The organism is Streptomyces sp. NPDC102274 (genome assembly GCF_044766385.1).
Taxonomy (GTDB): domain Bacteria; phylum Actinomycetota; class Actinomycetes; order Streptomycetales; family Streptomycetaceae; genus Streptomyces.
On the sequence record NZ_JBIWLW010000010.1, the window covers coordinates 229,790 to 248,635 of the forward strand.

Consider the following 18,846-nt stretch of genomic DNA (forward strand, 5'->3'; position numbering starts at 1 on the left):
GGTCACTCACCGTTCACTCTGCGGGGAAGGGCGGCCTCGTTTCCCACGGCCTCGTTTCCCACGGCCCCGTGCGAACGGGCCGGTTGTCAGACCCCCGTGGGAGGGTGATTCCCGGGCCGGTGTTCCACCTCGGGACGCCTGGATTCCCTGAACCCCGCGCTGGTTCCCGCTCCGCGCTGATCCCTGAGCCGACCTCTGAGGAGCTGTCATCATGACGGATCGTCCCGCCCCCGCCTCTGCCTCCCCGTCCGCGTCCGCCCCCGTCGCGCGGGCGCTCGTCGCGCTGGCCGAGCTCCTCGCGCCCGGCCGCGCGGCCGTAGCCGAAGAGGTCCTGTACGCGTACGACGATCCGGACGCCTACGTACGTACGCATGCCACGCGGCTCGACCGCCGCGGCATCGACGCGCCCATCGAGAACCTCGCGTGGATCGCGCTCGTCGACGCCCTCACCGCCCAGGGGCTGCTGGCCGAGGTGGACTGGAAGGAGGACGGCGACGAGATCAGGCGTCAGCTCCGGGCCCTGGAATCCCGTCCCGCCGTCGACCCGTGGTCCCTCGCCGATCCGGAGGACACGGATGGAACGGACGGGGCGCCGCTGGACACCGCCGCCTTCCTCAATGACGCCGGCCGGCTCCATCTGGATCTGGGCGTGGCGCTCGCCGTGCTCGACATAGAGTCGGACTGCTATCCGCTGGTCCGCTTCCCGGCCGTGCGGGCGGGCGAGCTGACCCCGCTCGCCGCGCGTGCCGGTTTCTACGCGGCGGTCCTGGGGTCCGACGGTCTCTGAGCCCGTACGCACGCGCCACGGCGGCACCGGGGCCGGGCTCAGCCTGTGCTGATCACGACCGGGCCGCCGCCGGGATCGGCGCGGTCGATCCAGTCGGCGGAGGCGTACAGCGGGCGGTTCGGCACCGCGCCACGCCGCAGCCGTTCCCGGTGCAGCACCCGTCCGTCCTGGCTGACGAGGAGGAACGACAGCCGGTCCGCCGAGCGCGCCGTACGGAGCGTGAAGCGGCCCAGCGGCGGGCGCGGACCGCGCGGGTCGATACGGTTCGGCGCGACCCACCGCAGGGGCGCGTCCACCTCCACCGACACCTGTCCGCCCGGCCACGCGCGGTCCGCCAGATACCGCAGCACGGGCCCCGCGACGAGCCGGCCCTCCCGGGCGGCGGTGCCCGCGGGCTCGACGGCGTGCAGCAGATTGCCGACGGCGAAGACGCCGGGCGTGGCCGTACGGAACGCGGTGTCGACCGCCGGACCCCGGGTGCCCCGGTCGAGGGCGATCCCGCCCCGGCGGGCCAGCTCATGGTCGGGGATCCAGTCCCCGGTGAAGACGACGGTGTCGCAGCCGACGGTGGTCGTCCTGCCGTCGTCGTGCCGCAGCGCGACCCCGGTGAGCCGGCCCCGGCCGAGCAGTTCGGTGACGGTCGTGCCGGTGAGCAGTGGCACGCGGTGGCGCAGCCGGACCCCGAGGCCCGAGGCCCAGGAGGACTGCTGGTGCGGCTGTTCGGTGACCATCGCCGCGATCTCCACGCCCGCGCCGCGCAGGGTGCGCGCCGCGGAGTAGCTGACGGGTTCGGCCCCGATGACGACGGCCCGCAGCCCGATCCGCTGGTGGTGCAGATGGACGGCCTGTTGCAGCTCACCGGTGGTGAACACGCCGGCCGGCCGTGTCCCCGGCACCAGCCGTGCGCCGCGCGGGCGTTCGCGCGCGCCGGTGGCGAGGACGACCGCCCCGGCGGAGAGGCTTTCCAGGCCCTCGGGTGCGGTGGTCTCCACGGTGAGCGGCCCCGGGCCGCCGGGGGAGACCTCGCGCCCGGGATGTCCCGCCCAGCCGGTGACGGAGACACCGGTGCGCAGCGTCGCTCCCGCGCCGGTCGCCAGATCGCGCCAGTGGCGGGCGTACGCGGGGCCGCTCATCGGACGGTGCAGATCGCGCACACCGAATCCGGTGTGGAAGCAGTGGCGGGGGACGCCGCCGGCCTCGTCCTCGCGGTCGACGACCTCGACCGTACCGGCGCCCGAGGCGGCCAGTCGCGCGGCGGCGGCCAGACCCGCCGGACCCGCGCCGACCACCAGTACATCGACCGAGCGCTGCCGTCGGCCGGGGCTCGGGACGGAGGACATTGCGTCCCGGTCCGCTGTCGCGCTCATGGTCCGACCTCCGGCCGCTGGGATGGTTCGCCGCCACCGGACGGGCCGGGCGTACCGGGCGTGCCGAACGCGCCCGGGGCTTGGGAAGCGAGGGGGGCTTCCGGGGCTTCGGGGGCTTCGGCGGCGAGCAGGGCACGCACGGCGGCGCCGCAGTAGAAGCCCTGGCACCGGCCGCCCCGGGCGCGGGTGCGCCGCCGCAGCCCCTCGGGCGAGCGGGGCGGGACGGTACTGGCGAGGGCGTCGCGGATCTCCCCGCGCGAGACCCGTTCGCAGTGGCAGACGATCCTGCCGTACTCCGGGTCCGCCGCGATCAGATCGGCGCGTTCGTACGGCCGTGGCGACGCCTCGCCGATATTCGGCATCCGTACCGGTTCGAGCTCCCGTGCCGCGCCCAGGTCTTGGCCGGAGTCCGCCAGCAGCTCCACGACATGGGCGGCGATCGCCATGGACGCGGTCAGCCCGGTGGAGCGGATACCGCCCACCGTGATGTAGCGCTGCCCGGGATGGGAGCGGATGCGGTAGTCGTCGTCCTCGGTGGCGGGGCGCAGTCCCGCGTAGACGGCCGTCACCTCCTCGTCGAGCAGCTCCGGCATGATCCGTCCGCCCTTCTCCCGGAGGAAGTCCAGCCCCTCGGCCGTCGATCCGGTCGCCGTCTTGTCCGCCAGATCCTCGGCGGTCGGGCCGAGCATCACATTGCCGTACACCGTGGGCGCCACCAGCACCCCCTTGCCGACCGCGGTGGGCACCGGCAGCAGGATGTGCCGGACCAGATCGCGGGCGAACTTGTCGAAGACCAGGAGCTGACCGCGCCGTGGGGTCACGGTGAAGTCGGTGTGGCCGAGCAGCCGGTCGATCTCGTCGGCGTACAGTCCGGCGGCGTTGATCAGTGTGCGCGTCCGCAACACGCCGCGGCCGGTGGTCAGTTCGTGCGGTGGCTCGTCGCCGAGCACGCCGGCGACGCCCTCCACCCGGCAGTTGAGATGCAGATCCGCCCCGGCCCGGACGGCCTGGGTGGCGTACGCGAGCGTCGTCGTCCAGGGACAGATGACGCTCTCGCCGGGGACTTCGAGCGCCCCGAGCGCGCCGGGGCCGAGATGCGGCTCACGGGAGTACAGCTCCTCCGCGCCCATGATCCGTGTCTCGTGGTACTCATTGCGCTCGGCCTTCTCCGCCAGCCGGGGCAGCGCGGAGAGTTGTTCCTCGTCCCATGCGACGAGCAGGGCGCCGAGCGGTTCGACGGGGATCCCCGTCCGGGCGGCGTACTCCGCGAGCCGCCGCTGTCCCTCGCGTACGAGCCGGGACTCCAGCGAACCGGGCACGGCGTCGAAACCGGTGTGCAGAATGGCCGTGTTGGCCTTCGACGTGCCGTCGCCGACATCGTCGGACGCCTCCACCAGCGCGATCCGCAGCGGGTAACGGGACAGTTCACGGGCGATGGCCGTGCCGACCACTCCGGCGCCGATGACAGCGACGTCGTACATTTCGTCCGGCAGCGTGCCCGAGGTCGTGACAGTCATGGTGCTCCAGGTCCGAGCCGGGACGGAGGTCCGGGCCGGGGTTCGGTTCTCTTCGATTCGCGTCAGTTCGCTGTGGTTCTCTTCGGTACGGTCCGAGCTGTCGCGTTTCGGACCGCCGCACTTCAGGGCGGAGGAGTACGGTCGAGCAGTGCGGCCACCTCCGCGCGGAAGACGCCCAGACGCTCCGCCGCCTCGTCCGCGCCGATCCTCGGCTCGTAGACAGCCGCGGGTTTCCACTCCGGGATCACCTGCCGCAACGACTGCGCCGGGTCGAGACCGAGACGCGCGAGAGCGCCCACCCCCAGCGCCGTGACATCGAGCAACGCCGAGACCTCGACGGGCCGTTGCAGCAGATCGGCCTGGGTCTGCATCAGCAGTGCCGACCGGGTCAGCCCGCCGTCCACCCGCAGGCTCGTCAGGGGGGTGCCGAGATCGGTGGCCACCGCGTCCGCCAGCTCCACGACCTGGGCGGCGATGCCCTCGCACAGCGCGCGTACCAACTGCCCCGGGCCGGTGTCCAGGCCGAGGCCGGTCATCGAGCCGCGCAGATCGCCGCGCCACCACGGCGCCGCGAGCCCCGCGAGCGCGGGTACGAAGGTCACGCCACCGCTGTCCGGTACGGCGGAGCCGACCGTATCGAGATCGGCGGCACCCGAGATCACCCCGAGACCGGTCAGCCAGCGCACGGCGGACGCGGCCGTGTAGACCTGTCCGTCGAGGCAGTAGCTGGTGTGTCCGTCCAGCCGCCAGGCGATACAGCTGACCAGCCCCGATGTCCCCCGGCGCGGCAGGCCGCCGGTCTGCGCGAGCAGGAACGCGCCGGTGCCGTAGGTGCACTTGGCGGATCCTGGTTCGGTCACATCCTGGGCGAGCAGCGCGGCCTGCTGGTCGACGAGCAGCCCGGTCAGCGGGATCTCGGCGCCGAAGGCACTGGTGGTGCCGACCGGTCCCGCCGCGTCGACGATACGGGGCAGCGGCTCGTGGGAGAGCCCGAAGATGTCCAGCGCCTCCGGCGACCAGTCGACCCGGTCGAGGTCGAGCAGCTGCGTGCGCCCGGCAGTTGCGGCGTCCGTCACGAACGCGCCGGTCAGCTGGTGGATCAGCCAGGAGTCGCTGGTGGTGACGGCGCCCTCGCGGGTCAGCTCGCGCCGGATCCAGGCCATCTTCGGCGCGGCGAAGTACGGGTCCAGCGGAAGCCCCGTCAGCTGCCTCAAGCGGTCGCCGTACGGGGCGAGTTCCGCGCAGAGCGGCTCGGCGCGGCGGTCCTGCCAGACGATCGCGTCGGTGAGCGGCGTACCCGTAGCCGGATCCCAGGCGAGCACCGTCTCGCCCTGGTTGGCCAGACCGACGGCCGCGACCGGCTCCGCCGCGTCCGCGAGCGCCTGGTGCCCGGCGTCGAGCACGGAGCGGAGGAGGACGGCGGGATCGACCTCCACCAGTCCGCCGGAGCCGTAGCGGGGCGGCGCCGGAGCGGAACCCGTACCGATCACGCCTCGTTCGGGGCAGATGACCAGCGCCTTGGTGGATGAGGTTCCCTGGTCGACGGCGAGCACCGGCCGGGTGATTGAGCCGGCGCGGGTGCGGGGCGAGTGCTGGACTGGCGGCATATCCCGTTCTTCGGTCGCGGCGGGTCGTGATCGCTGAGCGAAAGCGTGGTGCAGGTCAGAGCGGGCGTCAAGGGTTCTCCGGACCGTCCCTGCGTGGGTGCTGCGGCGGCCCGGCCCGGCGGTCCGGGAAAACGTCCGGGCGCCGCCGCCGGAAGAAGTCCAACCTTCTTTGATCAACAGAGAGTTGCGAAAGATCAGCAAAGTGTTCGAGCCATGTCTTTCCGCCCCCTACACTGATCGCCGCAGTGGCAGGGAGTGCTCTTCGGTTCATCCTCACCTGCGGCACGGCAGGTCCGTGCCTTCTGCGACGACGCCGGATCGCTCCACCCCCCACCGTCCTAGAGGATCTATGACGAACATATTTTCAGCCAGGCGCCTCTTCGGTCGTGCCCGGCTCAGTACGTCCTGTAGGCAGCCCGCGGTGGCCCGCGCCTCCAGGCCGCCGCGGCACGGGAGTTCCGGGATCCCGGAACGGGGGAGTGCCTGTCACCCACGGGTCCCCGGGCCACCGGGTCCGGGAACGGAGGGCCGGTGCTAGCGTCCCCCGTGCCGCTGTCGCCCGCGCAGCTGTCCCCCGTGCCGCCGTCCTCGCGCGCGCGGACGGGGCCGAGCTGATGGCGAGCGACAATATGCGCCCCGTCTACCACCCGGCGGGTCACGACAACGAACTGCGCGCCGCGGTCCAGGATCTGCGTACAGGACGCTGGGTCTCGATGCGCAACCTCCTCGCCGAGACGCCCGAGTGGTCCCTGTGGACCCAGCGCACCCAGGTACTCGCCACCGTCGCCGCCGGTTCCGACGCCGTACGGGCCTGGCTGTCCGAAGAGCCCGGCAGCGTCGCCGCACTCGTGATGCACACCCGCGTCCTGGTGGAGCGCGCTGTACGGGCCCATCGCGAGGGACACTCCCGCACGCAGGAGCTGTGGCAGCAGGCATGGGAGGCGTGCGGCACGGCCGCGCGCCACGCCCCCGCCGACCCGGTGCCCTGGGTATGTCTGCTGGCCCTGTCCCAACTCGACGGCAGACAGCGGCTGGAGGAACACCGGCTGGCGCCGCCGGGGCCGATGCTCTTTCCCGGTCCCTGGGCCCTGCTCGCGGAGGCCGACAAGCGCGATCCGTACAACCGCGAGGCATACCACCGGATGCTCCAGTTCGTCTACGCGCGTCGGGCCGACGGATCACTCTCGGAGGCGGTCAACTTCGTCCAGTGGGCGGCCTCTTCGGCGCCCGAGGGTTCGGCGCTGCATGTCATGCCGCTGTTCGTACGGGTGGAGCGCTACCGCCGGGAGAACGGCCACGAGAAGGCGCTCGACCTCCACTGGGTCACGGAGGACGCCACCCGTGACGCGCTGCGGGCCCTTCAGCTGTGGTTCGACCACGCGGTGCTGGCCGAGGCCTCGCTGCTCGACCTCAACCAGCTGGGGCACGCCCTGTGGGGATCGCTCCAATTCCGGCAAGGAGCCCGGGTGTTCGAGGCCCTGGGGCCTTACTACGCCTCCGTGCCGTGGGCGTATCGTACGCGCAGCCCCGGCGACGCCGCGCAGGCCGAGGACGTGTTCCTGCGCGCCCGCAGCCGGTGTCTCGCGGCGGCCCGCGACCAGCGGGACGGGCCGGCCGGCTGAGCGGCACCCGCCGCGGTGCCGCTGTGTCCCTCCGCTCTCGGCAGCACGTCCCGTACCCGTCCCCGTCTACCAATGTGTTGTTTCTTACCGGAGGTACATTCCATGTCCACTTCGCCACCGGCCTGGTCGAAGGTCGGTCCCATGCCACAGAAGGACGAAGAAGAGCGGCTGCGCGAGCTCGGCTACCAGCCCGTCCTCGCCCGTCGCATGGGCGGTTTCGGCAACTTCGCCATCAGCTTCTCGGTCATCTCCATCCTGTCCGGCTGCATGACCCTGTACGGCTTCGGCATGGGCGCCGGCGGTCCTTCGGTGATGCTCTGGGGCTGGGCGGGCGTCGGTCTGTTCGTGCTCTGCGTCGGCATGGCGCTGGCCGAGGTCACGAGCGCGTATCCGACCTCGGGCGCCCTCTACTACATGGCGGACCGGCTCGGCGGCCGTAAGTGGGGCTGGTACACCGGCTGGCTCAACCTGCTCGGACTGCTCGGCGCGATCGCGGGAATCGACTACGGAGCCGCGCTGTTCACTGGAGCCTTCCTCAATCTCCAGTTCGGCTTCAGCCCCACCCCGGGCTGGACCTTTGTCATCTTCCTGTGCATCCTGCTGCTGCACGCCGTGCTGAACCTGTTCGGGGTGAAGCTGGTCAGCGTGCTCAACTCGATCAGTGTGTGGTGGCATCTGGCCGGTGTCGCCATCATCGTCGGTGCCCTGGCGATCGTCCCCGACCACCACCAGTCGCCGTCGTTCGTCTTCACCGAGTTCGTCAATGACACCGGCTGGCAGAACCCGCTCTATGTGGCCGCCATCGGGCTGCTGCTCGCGCAGTACACCTTCTGCGGCTACGACGCCTCGGCGCATCTCTCGGAGGAGACCTCGAACGCGTCCGTCACCGCCGCGCGCGGGATAGTCCGGGCCATCTGGGTCTCCTGGATCGCCGGTTTCGTCCTGCTGGCCGGTCTCACCTTCGCCATCCAGGACTACGCGGGCGCCCAGAACAGTGCCACGGGCGTGCCGCCCGCGCAGATCCTGATCGACGCCCTCGGTACGAGCGGTGCCACGGCGCTGCTGCTGCTCGTGATCGTGGCGCAGCTGTTCTGCGGCAACGCGGAGGTCGCGGCGGCCAGCCGGATGGTCTTCGCCTTCAGCCGTGACAACGCCCTGCCGGGTTCGGCGCTGTGGCGGCGCGTCAGCAGCCGTACCCAGACCCCGGTCCCCGCGGTCTGGCTGGCGGTCATCGTCGCGGGTGTGCTCGCCCTACCGTCCCTGTACTCCACGACGGCGTACGGCGCGGTGACGGCCATCAACGTCATCGGTATCACCCCGGCCTACGCCATCCCCATCTTCCTGAAGCTGCGCGCCAAGGACCGCTTCGAGCCCGGACCGTGGACGCTCGGGCGCTGGAGCAAGCCGATCGGCTGGACAGCCGTGGTGTGGGTGGCCCTGGTCACCGTGCTCTTCTGCCTGCCCCAGTCGAACCCGGTGACGGTCGACTCGATGAACTACGCCGTGATCGCCCTGGCCGTGGTGCTGATCCTGGCGACCGCTTGGTGGTACATAGCCCGTGGCTCGTACAGCACCCCGCAGGCGTACGGCAACGCGCGCGAGCAGTCGGAGATCTCGGAAGGCATCGTCTGAGCCTTCTTGCGTCCGGAGGGACGCGGTGTGCGGCGGGGGTCCGGCCCGAGGGCGGGGCCCCCGCCGCACGTATGCGTGGTGCTTTCCTCCCCCGTTCTCCGGTGTTCTTCCGGCCGGCTCCGCTCAGTTGTCCCTGAGGAATTGTTTCGCCAGCTCGTCGCCGCGCCGCGTGATGGTCTCCTGGTCGTCCAGCCGGGAGAGCTCGGAGTCCTTGAAGACGATGTACGTCACTCCCGACGGGACCCCGCCGCCCGTGGGGTCGGCCGCGATCCCCAGCGCGCGTGCCGTCGCGTACGACGCCTCCCCGATGATCCCCGGTGGGCCCTTGTCGCCGACGACGGCGTACTCCACCTTGTCGCGGTGGACGACCGCCGCGACGGATCCGCCCCGGATGCCCGACGAGCGGTAGTCCCAGATGGAGCTGGAGAGGGGCACGACGATATACGGCAGCTCCTCCGGGTTGAGCGCCTTGCCGTCGGCCTGGGTGTACGCGGTGGTGTTCTGGTAGTAGGGGTCGGCCGCGGAGTTGCAGTGGGCCGTGGCCTGGCCGTCGCAGTCGATGTCCATGTCGGCCTTCCAGAAGACGGCGCCCTTGGCGTCGCAGACAGGGATCGTGGCCGGAGTGCTCTCGCGGGTGCGGTACTGCCCGTTGGAGATCTGTTCGCAGCCGCCGGCCCTGGCCAGCAGAGCGGCCGCGGTGACGGGTCCGTCCTCGGGGAGCCCGTCCTGCCTGAACGATTCTTTAGCGGCGGGCGGCCCTGCCGCGGGCTCCGGCGCGCCGTGCCGTTCGGGCGATGGGCCGTGCCGTTCGGGCGATGGGGAGGGGGGTGCGGATGCGGGCGCGGAGGGGGGTGCGGATGCGGGTGCGGGTGCGGAGGGGGGCACGGAGGGGGGTACGGAGGGGAGTGTGGATGCGGAGCCGGCGGCGTAGGCGCGGAACGCGGGGTCGACGGACGCGGCGTCGGGCGATGCGCGGGCGGGTGATGAGGGGGCGTGCGGCGCCTCGGCGGGCACGGCCAGGGCGGGGAGCACGGTCGCGGGGAGGACCGCGGCGGCGAGCAGCGCCGTACTGGCGGCGACGAAGACATGGGGACGACGGGGCACGAAGAAGATCCCTTTCCTGAATGAACCGGACTGGACGGCGCGCCTGGGCGGCACCCGGATGACAGGGTCAGCGGCTGGGCGGGGACGGCCTGCGGCCGTCGCCTATGCACTCGCTCAGCCGGTCGAGGAAGACCCGCTGCCCCGTCACCAGTGGCTCCACGGCGTCCTCCAGGGAGAACCAGGCGACACGGTCCAGCTCGGGAAATTCGCGCAGGACACCCGATCCTCTCGGCCACTCCATGGTGAAAGTGCCGGGCACGGCGAGGACGGGATCGAGATCCCCCTCTACGGCCCAGACCGTCACCGTCTTGCCGGCCCGCTGCCGAACCTCGCCGAGCGGGATCCATGGTCCGTCGGGCGGTGGCAGACCCAGTTCCTCCTGGAACTCCCGGCGCGCGGCGTCCTCCGGCCGCTCGTCCGGTCCGTGCTCCCCCTTGGGGATCGACCAGGCGGCGGCATCGCGGCCGGACCAGAACGGCCCGCCCATGTGCCCGAGGAGCACCTCGGCACCGGTGTCCGTCACCCGGTACACCAGGAGCCCCGCGCTCTGTTTGCCCGACATGCCGTCAGTCTGGGCACAGGTACGTAACGGTGCATTCCGGGCGTCGGCTGTCTGTGCGGGTTCCGCTCACGTCCTCGATGTCGATGTTCTGTGCCGGGCCCGTGGGCGGCGGGGCCTTCGACGCATCATCGGGCGCGTCACGGGAAGCCGCAGCTTTACGGTGTGCCGCCCGGCCGATCGTATGAATGGTTCCGCCGTACGTGGGCGCCGCATCCGGTCAGTACACGGCGCCGGCCCGTCGGTCGGGTAACGGGCCGGGGCCCGGCCTCGATGCGAGGCCGGGCCCCTTCGAGCGGGACTTCGAGCGGGACTTCGAGCGGGACTTCGTATGGGACCTCTACGGGACCTGACCTCCCGAGGACCTCTTGGGGACCCCTACGGGAAGGAGGTCACCGTCGACGGAATCGTCGAGGTTCCCGAGGTGGGCGACCCGATGCTGTTGATCACATGGTTGTACTGGCCCATACCGCCCAGGGAGACGACCAGGAGATCGTGGAACCTCACTCCGGGTTTGACCGGCGCCTGGAAGCCGTGATCCTGGCGGATGGTCGAGTCCGAGGTGTAGTTGCAGTAGCTGCCCAGACCCCAGCCCTCGTGGTTGTTGACGGTGTCGGCGACCTTGTAGGCGGCGTAGCCCTTGATGGCGCCGTTCTGGATGGCGGCCTGGTTGGGGGCGTCGTACGCCTTCTCGTTCTGGAAGAAGATCGTCCTGCCGTTCTCGCCGTACCACTCCACGTCGTACTTGTTGAAGTGCTCGACGAAGAGCCCCGTGGCCAGCACATCGTCGCCGTTGACCCGGACACCGTAATCCGCGCGGTTGGTCTCCCAACCGACGCCGGCGCCGTGGTCGGCGCGCCAGACCCAGGTGTGGTCGATGATCGTGTCGTCACTGTTGATCACCATGCTGGTGGTGGCCTTGCCGGGGCCGGCGCCGCCGATCCTGATGAAGACGTCCTGCACGGTGGTGGGGTTGGCGGAGTGGTCCGCGGCCGAGCCCTGGGGGCCGACCTCCAGCAGCGTCGGCGAGTTCACCGGCCCGGCGTCGATCAGGAAGCCCGCCAGCTTCACCCCGTCCACATCGGCGACCTTCATGGCGGTCACCCCGTTGTCCGGGACGATCGTGGCGAGCCCGAGCCCCAGCACGACGGTGTTGGCGCGGTTCACGTTGATCGGCTGATCGACGTGGTAAATGCCGGGTGTGAACAGCAGGTTGAGCCCCTGCGCGAGCGCCTGGTTGATCGTCGCCGCGGTCGCGCCCGGCTTGACGACATAGAACTGGTCGAGCGGCAGCGACTGGCCCTGTGGCGCGCCATTGCCCCAGGTGGTGCCGCGCGCGTTGGTGCGCTTGGCGGGTACGAACACCTTGTAGGCGTTCCCGTCGAGATAGAGGAAGGGCTTCTCGCGTGAGACGGGGGTGTTGTTGAGGGTGGTGTAGGGCGGGTTGGGGAAGCTCTGGGCGGGGGCGCCTTCGACGCCGGAGAAGGTCATGTTCCAGACGGCGTTGGTCCAGCCTCCGACGCTGCTGTCGCGGGTGTACCACTGCTGCTGGGAGTAGGGGCCGACGGTGCCGTCGACGCGGCTGTCGGCGATGTAGCCGCCGCTGGCCCAGCCGTAGCCGTTGGGGGCGAGGTTGAGGCCGCCTTTGACGTGCATGCGGCGGAAGGGTGCGGCCTGGGCGACGGCCCAGCGGTTGGTGCCGTTGACGGGGTTGAGGGCGAGGTTCTCGGCGGAGCGCCAGAAGTTCTGGGTGGCGTTGCCGTTGAACCAGCCGGCGTCCACGGTCACGTCACCGTTGAAGGTGGTGTCGTCGGGTGAGAGTCCGAGGCCGGAGATCGAGGTGTAGAAGCCGAGCTGGGCGTTGATGTTGTTGTAGGTGCCGGGCTTGAACAACAGCTGGTAGCGGCCCGACCCGAACTGCGCCGTCTCCTGCTGGCGGAAGATCTCGTCCAGCCTGCCCTGGATATTGGGCGTCGACGGATCGAAGACCACCACGTTCGGCCCGAGATCACCACCGCCCGGGAGCGGGTCCCCGCCGCCCGGGGTGCCGCCGAAGACCTGGAACTCCCAGAGCGAGTAGCCCCACTGGGTGGCGCGCGCGGTGCCGTATATCCGTACATAACGGGCGTCGCCCGAGACGTTGAGCGTTTCCGTGCCGCCGGGCCCGGTGGTGGTGGAGTACGCGGTGGTCCAGGCCGTGCCGTTGGTGGAGAACTCGATCCGGTACGCCGTGGCGTACGCGGTCTCCCAGCGCAGGACGATCTGACCGACGGCGGCGGTGGCCCCGAGGTCGACCTGGATCCACTGCGGATCGGACGCCGCGCTCGACCAGCGGGTCCCGTTGTCGCCGTCGACGGCCCCGGTGGCGGGGGTGCCGGCGTTCTCCTGGCTGGAGGTGGTCACGGGCTTGCCCTGGGAGAGCAGGGCGGGCGCGGCCTGGGCGGAGGTGCCGGGGAGGAGGAGTAACAGGGAGGCGATCAGGGTCGCCGCGAGGGAGGCGGCCAGCCCTCGCCGGTGTGCGGTTCGCCGCCGTGCGGGCGAGGGTCTGCGGAACACCGGTGAAGCGAGCGGAGGAGCGTGCATGGGCAGGTCTCCTGAGTCATCGGCAATGCGGGAGGCGCAGCGGAAGAGAGCTTGGAGAGCGCTCTCTGAGTACCGGAGATGCTTCTCCCGTGTTTCGTACACGTCAAGAGTTGTGCGCGAACCCGCCCGTCTCATTCCGCGGCGGACAAGAAATCACGGTCGGGGCGCGGCCGTTGTGGTTATTTATGTCGCGTCTCGGGTGGGCGTCGTTTCGAGATCTGACGACGGGGGTGCGCCTGGGGTGTCCGGCGCGTTCGCCACGCGCTCCAGCCACTCGTTCAGCAGTACGGCCTCGGCGGTGGTCAGGACCTTGGGTGGCGACTGCCGGATCAGTGCCCCCAGGCGTGTCGCGGCGGCCGGGGTGCCGACGGGTTGCGTGGCCGTGTCATCGGCCGAGGTCTCCCCGTACATCGCCTCCGGAGTGAACACGGCGGCGTGCACCGCGTCGCGCACCCGCCGTGACATATCAGGGTCCGTGAAGGTGGTGGGGCGGGCGACCAGCATCAGTGCCACGCCGACATTGGCCGACATGACCATCTGGGCCGCGAGTTCGGGGGAGAGCCGCAGTTTGCCCTGGGCCGCGGCTCGTTCGAGATCGCGGGTGAGGATCTGATGCGTTTCCAGTGCTGAGGTCGGCGGCTTGTGCATCAGTGGGGAGTTCATCAGCCGGTACAGGTTGGGATTCGCCAGCGCGAACGCCACGTGGGTGTCCCAGCCGTCGCGCAGATCCTGGATCGGATCGGTTCCCGGCTGACGAAGGCGCTTGGTCGCCAGGTAGTTGTCGAAGCCGTGGTCGACGACGGCGGAGAGGAGCCCCTCCTTGTCGCCGAACTGCCGGTAGAGCACCGGTGCGCCGACCTGGGCGGCTTCGCAGACCGCGCGCGTGGAGATATCGCCGTCCGGCGACTTCGCCACAAGATCGGCGGCCGCTTCCAGGATGCGTGTTCGCGTGCTCATGGAAGGGATGCTACCAACCAGAGCGTAGCGTTGCTATCACGCCGACGTGTGAATCGCTACGCCCCGGTCGGAGTCCTGTCAGAGCAGCTTCCACAGATGGTCGTCCGTGCCGTTGTCGTCGAACTGGACCACCTGGGCGCTGTTGGCGGTCGACATCCCGTCGACGCCCAGCACCTTCCCGCTGTGCTTGTTGCGGATGCGATACCAGCCGTCGCCGTTGTCCAGCAGCTGCCAGAGGTGGTCGTCGGTCCCGTTGTCCGCGAACTGCACCACCGGCGCGCTGTCGGCGGTGGACATTCCGTCGACGCCGAGCACCTTGCCGCTGTTCCCGTTCCGGATCAGGGACCAGCCGCCGCCGGCGTCGGTCAGCTGCCAGGCATGGTCCGCCGTACCGGAATTGTCGAACTGCACCACCCGGGCGCTGTCGGCCAGCGACATTCCGTCCACGGCCAGCACCTTCCCGCTGTGCTTGTTCTGGACGCGGCGGAAGGCGGGTTCGGGCGTCCAGGGCCGCCCTTCGGGGTTCGCGGTCGGGAAGGTGGTGATACGGAGCCTGGCCGCGCCCATCGGGATCAGCGTGACCCGCTCCACGGCCGACGTGCCGCGGGCCGGGCTGTCCTGGAGGGGAGCGATGACCCGCTCGTTGTCCGCGACCCACTCGGTGATCCGGCGGGCGGGGGCGGTGATCCGGACCGGGGTGCCCTCCTGGGTGAAGGGGTCGCCCGACAGCGGGCCGTCGTCGGCGGAGAACCGCAGATCCGCCGGCGGATCCGCGGGCCGGTCGGTGGCGAGGCCGTAGTTCCACGGTCCGCTCGCGTGCACGGCGAGCTCGGGGAAGTCGTCCGTCCCCGCGTAGCGCTCGTACCGCTCGCCGATCCGCAGGGAATAGGTCAGCGGGCCGTGGTCGACGCTGACGGCGCCGTGGTTGTCGTCCCAGCGGCGCACGGTGGTGCGCTGCGGCAGCCGCAGAGCCACCCGGTCACCGTCGCTCCATGTGCGGTCGACCTTGACGAAGGCGGGCCCCGCCGTGGCGGCTGTCCGCCGTCCGTCGACGGAGAGCTCGGGGTGTTCGCACCAGCCGGGAATCCGCAGATACAGAGGGAAGCGGAGGCGGCGCGGGGTGGAGACGGTGAGGGTGACCATCTCCTTGAAGGGATAGTCGGTGTCCTCGGTGACGGTGATCTCCGTGCCGTCGGCGACCTTCGCCCGGACACGGCTCGCCGCGTACATCGCGGCGGCCAGTCCCCGGTCGGGGGTCGCGAGCCACAGTTCCTCGGTGAAGTAGGGCCAGCCCATGCCGTAGTTGTGCGGGCAGCAGCGGTACTGGTCGACGCCGGGCTGGAACGACTGCATCGCGAAGCCGTTCTGGAACTGCCCCTGGCTCTTGCGGGAGTTGTCGAGACCGACGCTGTTGGCGGAGGTGATGTAGTGCACGCCCCGGCCCCATGGGTCCGTGGCGGCCGGGAGCATGTTGAAGGCCAGCTCCTCGCAGCGGTCGGCCCACACCGGGTCGCCGGTGATACGGGTGAGCAGTTCATGGCTGGCCATGAACTCGACGATGCCGCAGGTCTCGAAGCCCTGCCGGGGGTCACCGAAGCCGGGCCGCGCGTTCTCGTCCCCCGCGAATCCGCCCCCGGGGAACTGGCCGTAGGAGCCCATGACGGCGGCGTAGTTGCGGTAGGTGGACCGGGTGAGTTCGGCGGACCCCGAGCGCAGGGCGTACTGCGCGGGCTCGCGGAAACCCTGGGCGATATTGACATTGTGCAGATCGGGGAAGCGATCGACCCAGTTCGCGCCATGTGTGTGCATGGTGTCGGCCAGGTCGAGAAGAAAGGGCTCGCGGGTGCGGTTGTAGACCCACATGGCGATGTCGAGACCGTCGCCCCAGCGCTTCGAAACCCAGCTGGAGTTGAACGCCCCGGGGCCCTGCGCGTTCATATAGCGGAGGAAAGGCACCATGAACGGCAAGATCCGCTGGTCTCCGGTGAACTCCTCGTGCGAGCGCAGCGCCTGGAGCAGCGGCAGATAGGGCCAGAAGTCGGGGCCGCCGTTGAGGGCGGTACGCAGCCGGGTGGGGCCGAAGAAACCGTCCGGCCGCTGAGTGGCGAGGATCGCGTCGATCCAGCGGCGGCTCGTGGCGAGGGCGTCCCGGTCGCCGGTGAGCGCGGCGAGGCTGACGTATCCGCGCAGCCAGTAGGTGACTTCCTCCCAGCCGTCCTTCTCCGGGTGGACCCAGCCGGACTCGTCGAACCGCAGGAAGTGGGAGATCTCGGCGTAGCGGCCGAAGAGGCCGTCGAGGAGGAGGCGCAGCTGCCCCGAGAGCCAGCCTCGGGCCGTGACGCTGCCGAGAGGGAGCTTCTGGAAGGCGGTGGGGGCGAGCGGCGCGGCGTTTGGCGCGTACCAGCCGCCGGGTGCCGGAGCCACGGCGGAGGCGGAGGGGGCGAAGGGGCCGAGGAGGACCCCGCTGCCGATCGCGAGGGTGCCGGTGTGCAGAAAACGTCGTCGGTCGAGCATGATCAGGGACTCCCATCCATGTCGGTGCCGAGCTGTACAACGTTGAAAATGAGGGGAGTTGGCATCACAGCACGCGGCTGTCGCTCTGTCCAGGCGTGGGGCGGAGCGGATCGGAAGGCTAAGGGCTGTCCGGTAATCCCTGGTGGATCACGGGACAGCCCTTAGGTTGATCCTTTCGGCCCGGACGATGCGCGGGGAGGCACGGGATGGATGCCATACGGGGAGGTGTCACCCGGGACCATCTGCTGTCCGTCACACGGGCGGCCTTCGGGCACGGGCGCGGCCCGGTCCCCGCTCTCCGCCTCGTGGCTCGCCGCTGGGCCTGGTCGAGGGGGAGCCGGGCGGCGGTCACGATTCGCCCGTAGTGCAACGTTTTCCCGGGAAAGTTACGCTACATGCGTTCGAACGCCACGAAAACTCGGTGAGGAGTCCGGCAGGCTGACCGGGCTCTCAGCCCACCTCCGGAGCGGGCGATGGCAGGACGCGATCGGGACCGGGACCGGCCGGTGATCGGTGCGGACGAGAGACTCGCACTGAACCGCATGGGCAGCTTCGACTGGGACCTCGAAAGCGGGGCCTTCGAGCTCGATGCGGCGGGCCTCGACGTGTTCGACATGCGCCCCGACGAGTACGACGGCGTGGCCGAGACCCTGGGCGCACGGGTGCCCCGCGAGGAGGGGCTGCGCCTCCAGGCCGTGGTGGACACGGCGATCCGGAGCGGCCGGTCCTCGTACGGTTCGTACTTCCAGCTGACGCGCCGCACCGGAATACGCCAGTGGACCCATACGAGGGGCCACATCCTGCGCGACCAAAAGGGCCGCCCGTACCGCATCGTCGGCATCGTACGGAACGCCACGGCGGACCTCTCCGAATTCACCGTGGTCAACCCGGCGGAAGCGGGCGGTACGGGAGGTACGGGCGGCACGGGCGGTACAGGTGGTACAGGCAGTGCGGGCATGACGACCATGGTCCACAGCACCACGGACGCCCTCTCCCGGGCGATCACCGTGGACGATGTCGCCGCCGCGCTGACGGGCGCGGGCGGTCTTGAGCACTTCGGCGCCGACGGACTCGCACTCGGCCTGGTGGAGGGCGGCGCCCTGAAGCTCATCGCGCTGGCCGGTGAGTCCATCGAGGTACTCGACGACCTGCGGCTCCACCGCCTCGACGGCTCCCTGCCGCTCGCCGAGGCGGTCCTGAACCAGCGGCCGAGGTTCGTCAGCTCACTGCGTGATCTGGTGATCGACCGCTTCCCCCGGCTCCGGCCGTACGTCCGGGGACTCGGGGCCGACGCGGCGGCCTTCCTGCCGCTGGTCGCCCAGACCCGCTCCATCGGCTGTCTGGCGCTCTTCTACCGGCACCGCACGCACTTCTCGGCCGAGGACCGCGCCATGTTGATGGGCCTGGCGGGCATCGTGGCCCAGTCCCTTCAGCGCGCCGTCCTCTTCGACCAGGAGCGCGAGTTCGCGACCGGCCTCCAGGCGTCCATGCTGCCCCGCGACATCCCGGAGTTCCCCGGCGCGGAGATCGCGGTCCGCTACCACGCGGCCTGGAGCGGCAGGGAGGTGGGCGGCGACTGGTACGACGTCATAGCACTGCCCCAGGGCCGGGTCGGCATCGTGATCGGTGATGTCCAGGGGCACGACACACACGCCGCCGCCATCATGGGCCAGCTGCGTATCGCCCTGCGCGCCTTCGCGGGCGAGGGCCACGCGCCCGCGACCGTCCTGGCACGCGCCTCGCGCTTTCTCACCGAACTCGACACGGAACGCTTCGCGACCTGCGTATACGCCCAGGTGGACCTGGCCACCGGCGGGATACGCGCCGTACGGGCCGGCCATCTCGGTCCGCTCGTCCGGCACAACGACGGCAGAATCGGCTGGCCCAATCTGCGCGGCGGACTGCCGCTGGGGTTCGCCACGGCCTTCGGACAGGAGGAGTTCCCGGAGACCCGGCTCGACCTCGTACCGGGCGAGACCCTGGTGCTGTGCACCGATGGGCTGGTCGAGGAGCCCGGCACCGACATCTCGGTCGGGATGGACGCCCTCGCCGAGATGGTACGGACCGGTCCCGGACGGGCGGGCGCGCTGGCCGACCATCTCTCGGAGCGGCTGTGGGAGCGCTGGGGGACGGGCGACGACATCGCACTGCTCGTGCTGCGCCGCCGCCCCGATCCCGGCACCGACCAGGCGCCCCGTATGCATCTGTACGTCCACCAGGCGGACCCGGAGGGCCTGGTCGAGAGCCGTGCCGTGCTGCGCCAGGCGCTGGCGGACTGGGGACTGGCCGGGCTCACTGATGATGTGGAGCTGGCCGCCGGCGAGCTGCTGGTGAATGTGCTGCTCCACACCGAGGGCGGCGCCGTACTCACCCTGGAGGTCCTGCCGGAGCCGGTGCGCCGGGTGCGTCTGTGGGTCAAGGACCGCTCCAGCGTCTGGCCCCGCCGCCGGGAGCCCGGCGAGGCGGCCACCTCCGGAAGAGGGCTGCTGCTGGTGGACGCGGTGGCCGAGCGCTGGGGGGTCGAGCCGCGCGGGGACGGCAAGGCGGTCTGGTGCGAGTTCCGGCCGGGCGGCGGACGGGGCTGAGCGCGACCAGGC

General features: G+C 70.7%; 12 protein-coding genes. 4 read left to right on the plus strand and 8 right to left on the minus strand.

Annotation, left to right across the window (positions count from 1 at the left end):
* Positions 1 to 211 precede the first annotated feature (211 nt).
* Positions 212 to 787 carry a hypothetical protein gene (locus ACIRQP_RS16880; RefSeq protein WP_403889921.1) on the plus strand — a complete coding sequence of 192 codons (576 nt, stop codon included), beginning with the start codon at positions 212 to 214 and terminating at the stop codon, positions 785 to 787.
* A gap of 38 nt (positions 788 to 825) precedes the next feature.
* On the opposite strand, the gene ACIRQP_RS16885 is transcribed toward ACIRQP_RS16880, so the two are convergent.
* From ACIRQP_RS16885 to ACIRQP_RS16895, 3 genes are all read right to left on the minus strand, one after another.
* Positions 826 to 2,154 carry an NAD(P)/FAD-dependent oxidoreductase gene (locus ACIRQP_RS16885; protein ID WP_403889924.1) on the minus strand — a complete coding sequence of 443 codons (1,329 nt, stop codon included), beginning with the start codon at positions 2,152 to 2,154 and terminating at the stop codon, positions 826 to 828.
* Complete coding sequence (locus ACIRQP_RS16890) at positions 2,151 to 3,671, minus strand: FAD-dependent oxidoreductase (protein ID WP_403889927.1); 1,521 nt, start codon at positions 3,669 to 3,671, stop codon at positions 2,151 to 2,153. The genes ACIRQP_RS16885 and ACIRQP_RS16890 overlap by 4 nt, the downstream gene beginning before the upstream one ends.
* 122 nt (positions 3,672 to 3,793) lie before the next feature.
* On the minus strand, positions 3,794 to 5,278 hold the full coding sequence (locus ACIRQP_RS16895; protein ID WP_403889930.1) for an FGGY family carbohydrate kinase: 1,485 nt from the start codon (positions 5,276 to 5,278) through the stop codon (positions 3,794 to 3,796).
* Between the two features lie 614 nt (positions 5,279 to 5,892).
* Here ACIRQP_RS16895 and ACIRQP_RS16900 point away from each other — a divergent pair.
* Positions 5,893 to 6,900, plus strand: a complete 1,008-nt coding sequence (locus tag ACIRQP_RS16900) for a hypothetical protein (protein WP_403889933.1) — start codon at positions 5,893 to 5,895, stop codon at positions 6,898 to 6,900.
* A 141-nt stretch (positions 6,901 to 7,041) separates the two neighbouring features.
* On the plus strand, positions 7,042 to 8,532 hold the full coding sequence (locus ACIRQP_RS16905; RefSeq protein WP_403889935.1) for an amino acid permease: 1,491 nt from the start codon (positions 7,042 to 7,044) through the stop codon (positions 8,530 to 8,532).
* A 123-nt stretch (positions 8,533 to 8,655) separates the two neighbouring features.
* On the opposite strand, the gene ACIRQP_RS16910 is transcribed toward ACIRQP_RS16905, so the two are convergent.
* The 5 genes from ACIRQP_RS16910 to ACIRQP_RS16930 form a co-directional block, all read right to left on the minus strand.
* Positions 8,656 to 9,636: a glycoside hydrolase family 75 protein gene (locus ACIRQP_RS16910; RefSeq protein WP_403889938.1), complete on the minus strand. Its 981-nt coding sequence runs from the start codon at positions 9,634 to 9,636 to the stop codon at positions 8,656 to 8,658.
* Positions 9,637 to 9,703: 67 nt separating this feature from the next.
* A complete protein-coding gene (locus ACIRQP_RS16915; protein ID WP_403889941.1) occupies positions 9,704 to 10,198 on the minus strand; it encodes an NUDIX domain-containing protein in 495 nt (164 codons plus the stop codon).
* 375 nt (positions 10,199 to 10,573) lie between these two features.
* Positions 10,574 to 12,778 carry a discoidin domain-containing protein gene (locus tag ACIRQP_RS16920; protein ID WP_403889943.1) on the minus strand — a complete coding sequence of 735 codons (2,205 nt, stop codon included), beginning with the start codon at positions 12,776 to 12,778 and terminating at the stop codon, positions 10,574 to 10,576.
* Positions 12,779 to 12,961: 183 nt separating this feature from the next.
* Positions 12,962 to 13,735: a TetR/AcrR family transcriptional regulator gene (locus ACIRQP_RS16925; RefSeq protein WP_403889946.1), complete on the minus strand. Its 774-nt coding sequence runs from the start codon at positions 13,733 to 13,735 to the stop codon at positions 12,962 to 12,964.
* Positions 13,736 to 13,813: 78 nt separating this feature from the next.
* A complete protein-coding gene (locus tag ACIRQP_RS16930) occupies positions 13,814 to 16,249 on the minus strand; it encodes an RICIN domain-containing protein (protein WP_403889949.1) in 2,436 nt (811 codons plus the stop codon).
* Positions 16,250 to 16,722: 473 nt separating this feature from the next.
* On the opposite strand from ACIRQP_RS16930, the gene ACIRQP_RS16935 reads away from it, so the two are divergent.
* Positions 16,723 to 18,834, plus strand: coding sequence for a SpoIIE family protein phosphatase (locus tag ACIRQP_RS16935; RefSeq protein WP_403889951.1), 2,112 nt, complete (start codon positions 16,723 to 16,725; stop codon positions 18,832 to 18,834).
* Positions 18,835 to 18,846 lie beyond the last annotated feature (12 nt).